This is a genomic window from Rhodanobacter sp. L36 (assembly GCF_009765755.1).
Classification (GTDB): domain Bacteria; phylum Pseudomonadota; class Gammaproteobacteria; order Xanthomonadales; family Rhodanobacteraceae; genus Rhodanobacter.
Genome location: NZ_LMUV01000002.1, coordinates 1,148,627 through 1,161,235, shown reverse-complemented (window position 1 = coordinate 1,161,235; position 12,609 = coordinate 1,148,627). Strand labels below are relative to the sequence as shown.

Sequence of the window (12,609 nt, the reverse complement as noted above, 5' to 3'; positions counted from 1 at the left end):
CGGCGCTGATCGTTGTTCATCATGTGGTCGATGCGATCATGCCGCATCGATAGTCCGAGGATGACCTGCGAAGCGTGCTTCGGGCAATCCCCGCTGCGAAACCGGGGCGCAAAAAAGATTTCCCGCCTGTGTATCTTCGCTCAGGGCCTGCGCCGAAAGCCCGTCGCGTGCGCTGGTGACATAGAGCTGACCCAGCGCTGCGCCGCCCAGCGCAGGGCGCGTCGGCTGTCGCGCAGATACTTGAACGATGAGATCTTCGCGGCCATCGGGCGCGTAGCGCACCACGCGACCCATGCCCCACTGTGCGTTCCACAGGCCACCTTCGGCATCGACGGTCGAGCCGTCGGGTTCGCCTTCGATGTGGCGCAGGTCGATCCAGTCTTCGGCATCGCTTGCATGACCATCGATGCTGTACGAGCCACGGCGAATCACGCGTCGCGGTGAATCGCAAAAGTACATCGTGCGACCATCGGGACTGAACGCGAGGCTGTTGGAAATCGCCACGCCACCAAGGTCCAGCCGGTGCAGCGAAAGATCCGTGTCGAGCCGGTAGAAGCTACCGATCGGCTGCTTCGGTCCGCCACCGACTGGCTCGTGCAGAGTGCCAAACACGAAACGCCCTTCGCGATCGCAGACGCCGTCGTTGAGCCGCGTGGCGAGTGCAGCTTCGACTTCACACAACGGCTCCAGCGCGCCACTGGGAAGGTGATAGAAAGCCAACCGCGTGGCGAGTCCGAGCAGCAACCAGTCGTCGAGTTCGCACAGCGCGAACGAGGCGAGTCGTTCCGGCATCGGCCAGCTTTCGGTGAGGGCGTCAGACGGCCGATGACGATACAGTTTGGACGTCTGGATGTCCGTCCAGTACAGCGCCTGTTTGCGATCACACCACTGGATGCCCTCACCCAGCACGTTGCGGGCGTCGAGCACGGAGGTGGCAACGACGCCGCTCACACCCAACCGCCATCCACAATGAAATCCTGGCCGGTGCACATGCGGCTGTCGTCCGCGGCGAGGAACAACGCGGCGTTGGCCAGGTCCTGCGCCTGCAGATAGCCAGGCATGCATTGCTTGCGCGCTATTTCCGCTTCGCCATCGGCGTCGAGCCACAGGCGACGCTGCTTTTCGGTGATCACCCAGCCGGGCACGAGGCAATTGATGCGGATGCGATCGTGCCCGAGCGAGCGAGCCAAGCCGTTCACCAGCCCGCGTACCGCGGCCTTCGCCATGGTGTACATCGGGTAGCCGTCGTTCTTGATCATCCAGCCAGTTGAACCCAGGCAGATCACCGAACCGCCGCCGAGCGCGCGCATGTCCGGCACCACCGCCTGCGTGGCGAAATACTGATGACGAAGATTCACCGCGACGTTGCGCTCGAAATCGGCCGGCGTGGTATTCGCCAGTTGATGACGCACGTCGTTGGCCGCGTTGTTGATCAGCGTCGAGATCGGGCCGATCTCCTTGCGCGCCTTGTCGATCGCCGCGGCGAGTGCGCCCAGATCGGTGACATCGCATGGCAGGAACAGCGGCCGGTGTGTGGTGTTCTCCAGACCTTCAAGCAACACAGCTGCGCCATCGGTATCGAGATCGAGGAGCGCCACGCGCGCGCCCTGCCGTGCGAAAGCCTGCACGAAGGCCGCGCCGATGCCGGTCGCGCCGCCGGTGATCAGCACGCTGCGATCGACGAGGCTGGGATAACTGGCGAGCGCCGACGAATCTTCCGGCGTCGCCTGATCCACGCCTACCATTCCGCGACGCTGCCGTCGGCGTGGCGCCAGATCGGATTGCGCCAGCGATGGCCGACCTTCGCGCGCTCGGCCACGTATTCCTCGTTGACCTGGATGCCGAGGCCCGGGCCATTTGGAATACTCACGAAACCATCGTCGTAGGCGAACACGCTGCGATCGCTGATGTAGTCGAGCAGGTCGTTACCCGCGTTGTAGTGGATGCCGAGGCTCTGTTCCTGGATGAAGGCGTTGTGGCACACGCCGTCGAGTTGCAAGTTGGCGGCCAGTGCGATCGGACCGAGCGGGCAATGCAAGGCGAGCGCCACGTCGTAGGCTTCGGCCATCGCCGCGATCTTGCGTGTTTCGGTGATGCCGCCAGCGTGCGATGGATCGGGCTGAATGATGTCGACGCCACCCGTCGCCAACACGCGCTTGAAGTCGTAGCGCGAATACAGCCGTTCGCCGAGCGCGATCGGTGCGGGCGAAATCGCTGCCAGCTCGGGGATCGCCTCAAGGTGATCGGAGAGCACAGGTTCCTCGATGAACATCAATTTGTAGGGCGCCAGTTCGCGCATCAATACCTTGGCCATCGGCTTGTGCACGCGACCGTGGAAATCAAGACCGAGCCCGATGTTGGGGCCTACCGCGTCACGCACCGCCTGCACGTTTTCCAGCACGCGCTCGACTTTGTCGTAGGTGTCGACGAACTGCAGTTCCTCGGTCGCATTCATTTTCACCGCACTGAATCCGCGCGCCACCGCATCGACCGCCGCTTTGGCGGTGTCCGACGGACGATCGCCGCCAATCCACGAATACACGCGGATGCGTGAACGCACGGGGCCACCGAGCAAGGCGTGAATCGGTTGCCCGAGGTGCTTGCCCTTGATGTCCCACAGCGCCTGGTCGATGCCGGCGATGGCGCTCATCAGGATCGGGCCGCCGCGATAGAAACCACCGCGATACATCAGGCTCCACAAATCCTCGACATGGCGGGGATCCTTGCCGATCAGGTAATCGGCGAGTTCTTCCACGGCGGCGGCGACGGTGTGCGCGCGTCCTTCGACGACCGGCTCGCCCCAACCGCTGAAGCCTTCGTCGGTGTCGATGCGCACGAACAGCCAGCGCGGCGGAACCAGGTACGTGGTCAGGCTCGTGATCTTCATGCGCGTGGTGTATCCCTGTTGCCTGATGTGACGGAAGACGAAATCCATGCGTGCGCGAAAGCGAGCGCCGCATCCGCGATCTCGGCGACGCTGCGGCCCGGTTTGTACAACGCCGAGCCGATGCCGAATCCGCTGGCGCCGGCATGACGATAGACGTCCATACCCTCCGGGTCGATCCCGCCGACCGGAAGCAAAGCCAGGCCCTTCGGCAGGATCGCACGCCAGGCACGCAGCACCGATGGCGTGATCAGTTCAGCGGGAAAAGCCTTGAGCCCGTTCGCGCCCGCGGCCAGCGCGGCGAACGCTTCGGTCGGCGTGGACACGCCCGGCACGCAGTACATGCCTGCGCGACGCGCGGCAGCGATTACCTGGGTATCCGCATGCGGCATCACGATCAACTTGCCACCGGCTGCGGCGACATCCGCCACTGCCTCGATGGTCAACACGGTGCCCGCGCCAATCAGGCAGCGATCGCCAAGCGCATCGGCGAGCAGGCGAATGCTTTCCAGGGGGCGCGGTGAATTGAGCGGCACTTCGAGAATACGGAAGCCGGCGTCCGCGATGGCCGTGCCGACAGCAACCGCTTCATCCGGATGCAGGCCGCGCAGGATGGCGATCAACGGCAACGGCTCGAGCCAGGTGTCAAACATTCAGTGCGCTCCTTGAGCTTGGGCAATAGCCGACGGACCGACGAGTGCGGCAGCGCGGCCGATCCGCCACAGTCCGTGCGCCGACGCGTCGCTGATGCAGTCTGCTTCCGGCAAGCGAAACAAGGTCGCTGCACGCGCGTAACGCGCGCAAAGTCGCTCGTCACCGACCAACAGTGGCGAGGTATCCGGCAACAACCAGCCGGAGGCGAGGCCGGCACGCCACTCTTCGCCGATCAGCATGCCGGAGAGATAGTCGGGCACAGCGTCGAGCGCCAGCCTTCCAGCGAGCATCAACGCGCGTGCGGAAAACAATCGCGTCAACACACCGGCGGCGCCGCTGTCGCGCGCGATACGCACGCCGGCATCGAATGCCTCGTGATTCGTTGTCGTTGCGTCGGCCTCGGGAATGCCTGCGCCGAGAATCGAATGCTCGCGTAGCACCGCATAGAGTTCGCCGGTCATCATCGTCGATACACGCACGATACGCCCGTCGCGTACTTCGACCCATTTGCTGTGCGTGCCCGGCAGCAACAGTTGCGCGCGACCACTCAGTTCCGGGCGACATGCGAGTGCGCCGATCACCTGCGTTTCCTCACCGCGCATCACATCCATGCTCGCTGAGTCGCGCACGCCGGGAACGATGCCGAGCTGCCGGCCATCCGCGCTGCGCACGGCGACGATGCCTGCCATCAGCACATCGACATCGGCGGGCGTATCCGCATAACCGACCTCACGCCAACCCTGTCGACTGCCAACCATGCCGGCGGCCAGCACCGGCACCTGCGGCCAGCCTTCGCAGATCGATGACAGCGCAGCGTCGAAGCCGCCGTCGGGCAGATGACGAATACCCCACGGGCGCTCGCGCGTTTCGTGCACGGCGCCATCGCCGTCGAACAGCATCGCCCGCAGTCGCGTGGTGCCCCAGTCCAGACCGATCAGCCATGGCATCGGGTCAGGCCTTCGCATTTCGGCGGCGCTTTTCCATGTTCGCGCGCGAGTCGTCGACCATGCGCAACATGGCGCGACGTGCCGCATCCGGCTGGCGACGACGGATCGCCTCCAGCACTTTCTGATGGTGCGGCAGCGAGTATTTGAAATCCTTGGCGGTGCGTGCGGACAACACGAAGAACGTGCCCAACGCGGTTTCGATCACCGAAAAAAGCGAAGCCATCAATTCGTTGTTGGTCGCGTTGAGCACAGCCTCGTGGAAGGCGAGATCCGCTTCAGCCCAGGCGTCGAGATCCTTCGCTGCGTCCATGGCCGCATAGGCCGCATCCAGCCGTTCGAGTTGCTCCACGCTGCAACGCACGGCAGCGGCCGCAGCGGCGGCCGGTTCGATCACTTCGCGCATTTCCACCAGCTTGCGCACGAAGTCTTCGGTGGGCATCAGCGCGCAGCGCCAGCCAAGCACATCGGCATCAAGCTGATGCCAGAAGCGCGTATCGCGCACGCGCGTACCGACCTTGGGTCGTGATTCCACCAGACCCTTGGCCGAAAGCACTTTCATCGCTTCGCGCAAGGCGGTGCGGCTCACTTCCATCTGCTCGGCGAGGGTTTCCTCGCGCGGCAGCAATTCGCCCGGACGAAGTTCGCCGCCGACGATGCGCTGGCCAAGTTCGTGCACGACATGTCCGTGCAGATTGCGCGTTGGCGTGGAGCCGACCGCGCGACGCGTTTTGCCGGATGCCGCGCGCTTCCCGGCGGTCATCGGCTTCGCCACCGCCACTTTCGCGACCGGCCTGGATACTTCCTTGATCGTCTTATTTGTCATACAAGTGGGTTATATCAGACCGTATGGACAGCGTCATCATTGTGACGGAAATTTTCTGCAGCGAGGCGAGAGGCAGCAGAAACATCGAAACTCCTTGCACTTTCATCGACTGATTTTTTGCCACCGTGTGCGTTTGTAATCGGCGCTGCCGTTGTGCTCTGCACACTTCCATTGATGCGAGCGCTGGCGCCGATCCAGCATGATGATACACCTCCTTGGTGTTGCGGCGCGTCATCGACCTCCCCATTTGCGACCCGTTCCGGCCACGCCGAACCACCCCGATATCGGCAGATTAGCCGCTTGCATATTGTCCTACAATATGGTCGCATACATCGCGCCTCGCCCGGCGAGCCCAGCACAACGCAGGAAGATTTCATGAAGCGAACGGAGTGGATCACGAGCCTGTTTTGTGCCGCCATGATGGCGGTGCCCGGCATGTCCTGGTCGGCCAGTGCCACGCGCAGCGTGTTCGGCACGCTGGCAGACGGCAGCAAGGTCGATGCGGTGACGTTGAGCAACAGCCACGGCGTGAGTGCGCGGGTGATGGCGCTGGGCGCCAGTCTGCAGTCGCTGAACGCGCCGGATCGTCACGGCAAGAGCGCGGACATCATTCTTGGTTACGCCGATGTCGGCAGCTATATCGACCAGCCGCAATACTTCGGCGCGACGGTCGGCCGTTATGCCAACCGTATCGCCAAGGGCAGGTTCACGATCGACGCCCACGCGTACAGCACACCGACCAATGATGTCACCAACTCGCTGCATGGCGGCACCAAGGGTTTCGACAAGGTGCTGTGGAAAGTGACTGGCGTGAAGCAGGACGCAAAGCAGGCCAGCGTCACCCTTCAATACAACAGCGCCGATGGCGAGATGGGTTATCCGGGCAACGTCGTCGTCACCGCGACTTACACCCTCGACGAAAGCGATCGTCTTTCCATTGACTACGGCGCCACCACCGACAAACCGACACTCGTCAACCTGAGCAACCACACCTACTGGAATCTCGGCGGCGAAGGCTCGGGCAGTGTGATGGACGACCGCCTGACCATTCCCGCGGACAGTTACCTGCCGGTGGATGCCGGATCGATTCCCACCGGCGCGTTCACTGATGTCACCGGCACGCCGTTCGATTTTCGCAAGCCCAAGGCGATCGGCCACGATGTCCGCCGCAACGATCCGCAGCTGCGCAACGGCCATGGCTACGACCACAACTGGGTGATCAGCCGCAAGGTGAGCGCAACGCCGCGGATCGTGGCGCACGTGGAAGATCTGGCCTCCGGCCGCGTGTTGACGCTGACCTCGTCGCAGCCGGGGCTGCAGTTCTATTCGGGCAATTTCCTCAATGGCACGACGGCCGGACCGGCCGGGCGCCTGTATCGCCAGGGCGATGCGTTCGTGCTCGAGCCGCAACTGTTTCCCGACACGCCGAACCATCCGGATTTCGGTTCAGCGGTGCTGCGACCGGGTCAGACCTATCGCAACCTGATGGTCTACCAACTCTCCATCAGCCACTGACTTTCCGCCACAGACGATGACGTAGCACGCGCTATGCCTCGACGAAACGACACGCACGACCTGCATTGTATTTTATATGACAAATAAGGGTGAGCTTCGGAGTGCGATGGCTATCGCATCCGCCGAGAGGCCGCCACAGATTCAATCGAGGGGTAGCGCTACATCATGAAACACGTCCTGCTTGTCGCGACATTCGCACTTGCTTCGCTCATGCCGCTGTCGTCGCACGCGACCGACACGCGCTGGCCGGCGGCGAAAGCGCATGCCTGGTATGCGCAACAGAAGTGGCCGGTTGGCAGCAATTACATTCCGTCCGATGCGATCAACCAGTTCGAGATGTGGCAGGCCGCCACGTTCGATCCGAAGCGGATCGACCAGGAGTTGGGCTGGGCGCAAAAGCTGGGCATGAACACCATGCGCGTGTTCCTGCAGGACCAGCTCTATCAGCAGGATCCAAAGCGTTTCGAGAAGCGCATCGACACCTTTCTTGCGATCGCCGATCGCCATGGCATCAAGCCGATCCTGGTGTTGTTCGATTCGTGCTGGGATCCGGACCCGAAGCTCGGCCCGCAGCATCCGCCGATACCCGGCGTGCATAACTCCGGCTGGGTACAGAGCCCGGGCGCGTCGCTCGCCGATGCGAGCCAGTACCCGCGATTCGAAAAATACGTCAAAGGCATCGTCGGCCATTTCGCCAGCGACAAACGCATTCTCGCGTGGGACGTCTGGAACGAACCGGACAATCCCGGCGGCGGCGATTACCAGAAGCGCGAGGCGCCCAACAAGATCGATCTCGTCGCGAAATTGCTGCCGCAGGTCTACGACTGGGCGCGCAGCGCGCATCCGGTGCAGCCGCTCACCAGCGGCGTGTGGCATGACCCCGACTGGTCGAAGCTCGATGCGCTCGATGCCGTCGAACGCACGCAGCTGACACAGTCGGACATCATCACTTTCCACAGCTACGACTGGCCCGAAGTATTTGCGCAACGCGTGAGCCAACTCAGCGGATATGGACGTCCATTGATCTGCACGGAATACATGGCACGCGGCGCGGGCTCGACGATCGACGGCGTTCTTCCGGTCGCCAAGAAGCTCGATGTCGGCATGGTGAACTGGGGCTTCGTCGACGGGCGCACGCAGACGCGTTTTCCGTGGGATTCCTGGCAACACCCGTACACCGCGCAGGAACCGCCGATCTGGTTTCACGACCTGCTGCACGCCGATGGCTCGCCGTATCGCCAGCGCGAGGCGGACATCCTGCGAAGTCTTACCGCGGCGCCGCGCGGCGTGGTGCCGGATGACGCGAAGCTGCTGCCGCTATCGCCATGAATTGAAACAACGTCCCGCGCGTGATCGCGCGTCGACCGCATGACTGCCTGCAAAGGGATGCAGACAGACGTGGCTCCGGCCACGGGCACTCAGGGACAGACCGATAACGGACGGATCCACGCGCGCGATGCGCATGGTTCTTCCAGGCTTTTCAGCATCACCACGACGAGACCGGCCCGACCGGCAAAACACCACACCTCTGAGGGGAGCCTTCCACATGACCCGCAACCGCATCCAAGTTACTTTGCTCGCCACGATGATCGCCGCTGCTTTGACACCGGCGTACGCCGCGACATCCGCATCGACCGCAGGGCCTGCGAACGGCACTGCATCTGCGCAGGACACCGCGCAGGATTCGACTACCGCATCGTCGACCACGCCGGCCACTACCGCCGCGGAGCGCGAGAAGAAACGCAAGGCAGCCGAACAGGCAGCGACCAATCTTTCCGGCGTCACCGTGACACCGTTGCGCGAAAGCCTGCAAAGCGCGCAGTCGCTGAAGCAGAACGCACGCATGGTGGTCGATTCGATTGTCGCCGAAGACATCGGCAAGCTGCCGGACAACAGCGTGGCCGACGCGCTCCAGCGCATCACCGGCGTGCAGGTTGCGCAGGGTTTCCAGGGTGAAACAAGCTCGGTCGTGATCCGCGGCTTGCCCAACACCATTACCACCTTGAACGGGCGCGAGATCTTCAGCGGCGTCGGCCGCAGCTTCGCGTTCCAGAATCTGCCGTCGACGGCGGTGAAAGCGGTCAGTGTCTACAAGACCAGCGAAGCGAGCCTGATCGACGGCGGCATCGCCGGTCTGGTCGACATGCAGCTGTACCGCCCGTTCGATTTCGAAGGCAGCAAGGTCGCGGCCACGGCCACCGAAACCCACAGCAAGTACGGCGATCACTCCGATCCCACCGCAAGCTTGTTGGTCAGCGATCGCTGGCAGACCGACATCGGCGAATTCGGTGCACTGGCCAACGTCGGTTATTCCAAATTGCACTACGACTACAACGCCGTGTGGGGCGACTTTCCCAAGTTGCTGACCGATGGTACGGGTGCGCCAATTCGCACCGACAGCGGCAACCTGATCGCCGCGCCAAACGGCTTCGGCGCCGACTACAACATTGGTGACCGCACGCGTGAAGAGTTCAATTACGCGTTGCAGTGGAAACCGAATGATTCCACCGAAGTCTATGTCGAAGGTCTGTACGACTGGGATTCCGATCGCTACAACCAGCCGTTTTATTTCAGCTTCCCCACCGGCGTGGTCTCGCCTTCACAGCTGACCGTCGGCAACAACTGCTACGCCAACCAGCTCACCGGTTCGCCGTATCTGGGCCAGACTATTTGCGATGCGACCAGCGGCACCTGGACCGGTAATACCTACGCCGCCACCAGCACGCAGGCGCATCGACAGTGGGGCCACGACATCCAGAATTCGCTCGGCGTCAAATGGCACGGCGATCGACTGAATCTTTCCAGCGACTTGTCCTTCAATTCCACCTCGTTCCACGACCAGACTTTCATCGTGGACACGTTCCTGAAAGCACCGGTCACGACGGTGTGGAGCGGTACCGCCGGCAACCAGCAGAACTGGGGGCTGGGCGGCAACCCGCAACTCGATCCGGCCAACTATTACCTCAATGGCCTCTTCCAGACCTGGAACAACCAGCGTGCCTCGCAGTGGGCGTGGCGCGGCGACGGCAACTACGACATCAACGGCAGTTTCTTCCAGTACCTCGACTTCGGCTTGCGCTATGCCCAGCACAAGGCGGAATACGTCGGCAGCGTGGAAATTTCCACGCCACCGCCCGGCGGTACTGGCGCCATTTCAGCCGATCCGAATCCGGCCAACCAGGTGATCGCGCGTTTCCCCAGCGGGTATTTCTGCAACGAACCGACGACGTCAGCCATCCCGGTGTCATGGCTCAGCGGCTGCTACAACTACCTCACCGGCAACGCCGATGCGATACGCGCGCTCTACGGCTTGCCGGCAGGGCTGGCGCCGCAGAACCCCGGGCGGTTTTACAGCATCAAGGAAAAATCGAGCTCCGGCTACGCACAGCTCGGCTACGGCAACGATCTGTTTGGCCTTCCATTTGATGGCCTGATGGGCATGCGCGTCGAGCGTGTGCAACGAAACCTCAACGCGTTCTCCTACGACACCACGACCGGCATCTACACGCCGTTGTCGCAGGGCACCAGCGCGCCGGTGTATCTGCCCAACCTGAGCTTCAACCTGCATTTCACCGATTCGTTGCAGTTGCGCGTGATCGGCGCCAAGACACTCACCTATCCGGACTTCGGCCAGCTCAATCCGTCACTCTCGCTGAATCCCGGCACGCTCAATCGCGCCGGCGCCGCCAGCAGCGGCAACCCGAACCTCAGCCCGATCCGCTCCAACAACTACGACGCGTCACTCGAATGGTATTTCGGTCCGTCCAGTTACATCAGCGGCGGTGCGTTCTACCGCGACATCAACGGCTACATCCAGAACTACACCACCGACGTCACCATCAACGGTGGCGATTATCAGTTGAACTCGCCGCAGAGTGCCGGCTCCGGCCACCTTGCCGGCGCGGAGTTCGCCTATCAGGAGTTCTTCGATTTCCTGCCGGGCGCCCTCAGTGGCCTGGGTGCGCAGTTCAACTTCACCTACATCAAGGGTTCGACGCTGTCGCCGCAATACATCGGCGGTCCGATCGTGAGTTCGCCGCTGGTGAACGTGTCGAAAGACAACTACAACGCCGTGCTGATGTACGAAAAATACGGATGGTCGGCACGCTTGGCTTACAACTTTCGCAGCCGTTACGTCGATGGGTTCAACGCGCCTAACGTGGCCGGTGTGAACGACGAGATCAAGCCTGCCAACCAGGTGGATTTCTCGCTGGCCTACGACATCAACAAGAACGTCACCGTGGTGTTCAACGCGGCGAACATCTTCGGTGCGAACCTGCACGAATTCTTTGGCGACGGCACCTCGCGTCCGCGCGACATTCGTTACCAGGACCGCAGCATCGGCGTTGGCGCGCGCCTGAAACTCTGAGTGCTTGCAACGGTGGCGGCGCCCCTCCCCTGCCGTCGCCGTTGCCTTTTATTCCCGGGCAACGACGCAGGTCGTTGCCCGTTTGTTTCAACGAGAGAGATCGCTCGATGCATGTCGTGAAACGTTGCGGTTTTCTCCTGCTGACCACGATGCTGGTTCTGCCCATCGCACATGCGCAGGACAAGACGAACTGGATCGGCGGCTGGGCCACCGCAATGATCGACGCCTCGACCGATCGGCCTGAAAAGGTACCCGTGCTCGCCGATGTAACGCTGCGCCAGATGCTGCGCATCGGCGTGGATGGACACAGCGTGCGCATCCGTCTTTCCAACACGTTTGGTACTCAGCCGGTGACGCTGGATGCAGTCAGCATCGGGCGACGCACTGCGGACAGCGGCAGCGCGCTGGAGAAAACCAGCCTGCATGCCGTGACATTTCACGGCCGCACCGAAGCGTTGATCGCACCGGGCGCAACGCTCGACAGCGATGCCGTTTCCCTCGACGTGCATGCGAACGATACGCTGGGCATCAGCATCCACGTGGCAAGAACCACGACACCTTCGACCTGGCATTCAAACCCGCTGCAGGATCAATACCTTTCCAGCCGCGGCAACTACACCGGCGCCGCCACCATGCCGGTAGCGCGCACGCTCGACACCATCCCATGGCTGTCCGGCGTCGAAGTCGCCACGGCAACGCCGACCTCGGTCGTCGTGGCGCTGGGCGACTCGATCACCAACGGCTTTCGGTCCACGGTCAATGCCAACCATCGCTACCCCGACGTGCTGGCGGATCGGCTGCACGACGCGGACCGCACCGGCACCTGTCGCCATGCGGTGTTGAACATGGGCATCGATGGCAACGAAGTGACAAGTGCGGATGGGGCCATCGGCCCCGGCGAAAACATGGTGAAGCGTTTCGATCGCGACGTGCTTGGCCAGCGCGGCGTGCGATTCGTGCTGCTGCTCGGCGGCATCAACGACATCGGCGAACCGACCATGGTCGCGAAGCAACACGGCAACGCCATCGACGGTCGCGCGCTGGCCGCGCACATCATCGACGGTTTGCAGGCGATCGTCGCCAAGTCGCACGCCGCGGGATTGCCCGTCTACGGCGGCACCATCCTGCCGTTCGCCGGCACGCAGGGCGCGTACTCCGCCCAGGGCGAGATCGCGCGCGGCATGGTCAATGCCTGGATCCTCCATCGCGCCAGCTACGACGGCGTGGTCGATTTCGATCGCGCGCTACGCGACCCCGCGCGACCGCTGCAATTGCGCGTCGACTTCGACAGCGGTGATCACCTCCATCCAAATGACAGTGGCTATCGCGCGATGGCCGGGGCGATTTCGCTGGCGTTGTTCGACTGCGCCGCTTCCACCACCTATTCCGTTTCCGATGCCACCCCTCCCTGATTGCG

10 protein-coding genes are annotated in these 12,609 nt (G+C 62.8%); 4 read left to right on the top strand and 6 right to left on the bottom strand.

From position 1 onward, the window contains the following. Window positions 1–36 precede the first annotated feature (36 nt). Genes GSQ73_RS05025 through GSQ73_RS05000 form a run of 6 tightly spaced genes read right to left on the bottom strand, consistent with a single transcriptional unit; the run spans window position 37 to window position 5,245 of the window. On the bottom strand, window positions 37–951 hold the full coding sequence (locus GSQ73_RS05025; protein WP_254063269.1) for an SMP-30/gluconolactonase/LRE family protein: 915 nt from the start codon (window positions 949–951) through the stop codon (window positions 37–39). Then, a complete protein-coding gene (locus GSQ73_RS05020; RefSeq protein WP_254063268.1) occupies window positions 948–1,736 on the bottom strand; it encodes an SDR family oxidoreductase in 789 nt (262 codons plus the stop codon). The genes GSQ73_RS05025 and GSQ73_RS05020 overlap by 4 nt, the downstream gene beginning before the upstream one ends. 2 nt (window positions 1,737–1,738) lie before the next feature. Then, entirely contained in the window at window positions 1,739–2,887 is a 1,149-nt protein-coding gene (dgoD, locus tag GSQ73_RS05015) for a galactonate dehydratase (RefSeq protein WP_158881558.1), read from the bottom strand. Beyond that, a complete protein-coding gene (locus GSQ73_RS05010) occupies window positions 2,884–3,537 on the bottom strand; it encodes a 2-dehydro-3-deoxy-6-phosphogalactonate aldolase (RefSeq protein ID WP_158881556.1) in 654 nt (217 codons plus the stop codon). Before GSQ73_RS05010 ends, dgoD begins: the two co-directional genes overlap by 4 nt. Next, window positions 3,538–4,485, bottom strand: a complete 948-nt coding sequence (locus GSQ73_RS05005) for a 2-dehydro-3-deoxygalactonokinase (RefSeq protein WP_158881554.1) — start codon at window positions 4,483–4,485, stop codon at window positions 3,538–3,540. A gap of 4 nt (window positions 4,486–4,489) precedes the next feature. Next, entirely contained in the window at window positions 4,490–5,245 is a 756-nt protein-coding gene (locus GSQ73_RS05000; RefSeq protein WP_158881552.1) for a FadR/GntR family transcriptional regulator, read from the bottom strand. A gap of 438 nt (window positions 5,246–5,683) precedes the next feature. Between GSQ73_RS05000 and GSQ73_RS04995 the strand changes: the two genes are divergently transcribed. From GSQ73_RS04995 to GSQ73_RS04980, 4 genes are all read left to right on the top strand, one after another. Further along, window positions 5,684–6,823: an aldose epimerase family protein gene (locus GSQ73_RS04995; RefSeq protein WP_254063267.1), complete on the top strand. Its 1,140-nt coding sequence runs from the start codon at window positions 5,684–5,686 to the stop codon at window positions 6,821–6,823. A 165-nt stretch (window positions 6,824–6,988) separates the two neighbouring features. Continuing rightward, window positions 6,989–8,152, top strand: a complete 1,164-nt coding sequence (locus GSQ73_RS04990) for a cellulase family glycosylhydrolase (protein ID WP_158881550.1) — start codon at window positions 6,989–6,991, stop codon at window positions 8,150–8,152. A gap of 217 nt (window positions 8,153–8,369) precedes the next feature. Further along, a complete protein-coding gene (locus GSQ73_RS04985) occupies window positions 8,370–11,192 on the top strand; it encodes a TonB-dependent receptor (RefSeq protein ID WP_158881548.1) in 2,823 nt (940 codons plus the stop codon). 107 nt (window positions 11,193–11,299) lie between these two features. Continuing rightward, window positions 11,300–12,604 carry an SGNH/GDSL hydrolase family protein gene (locus GSQ73_RS04980; protein WP_158881546.1) on the top strand — a complete coding sequence of 435 codons (1,305 nt, stop codon included), beginning with the start codon at window positions 11,300–11,302 and terminating at the stop codon, window positions 12,602–12,604. Window positions 12,605–12,609: the final 5 nt, after the last annotated feature.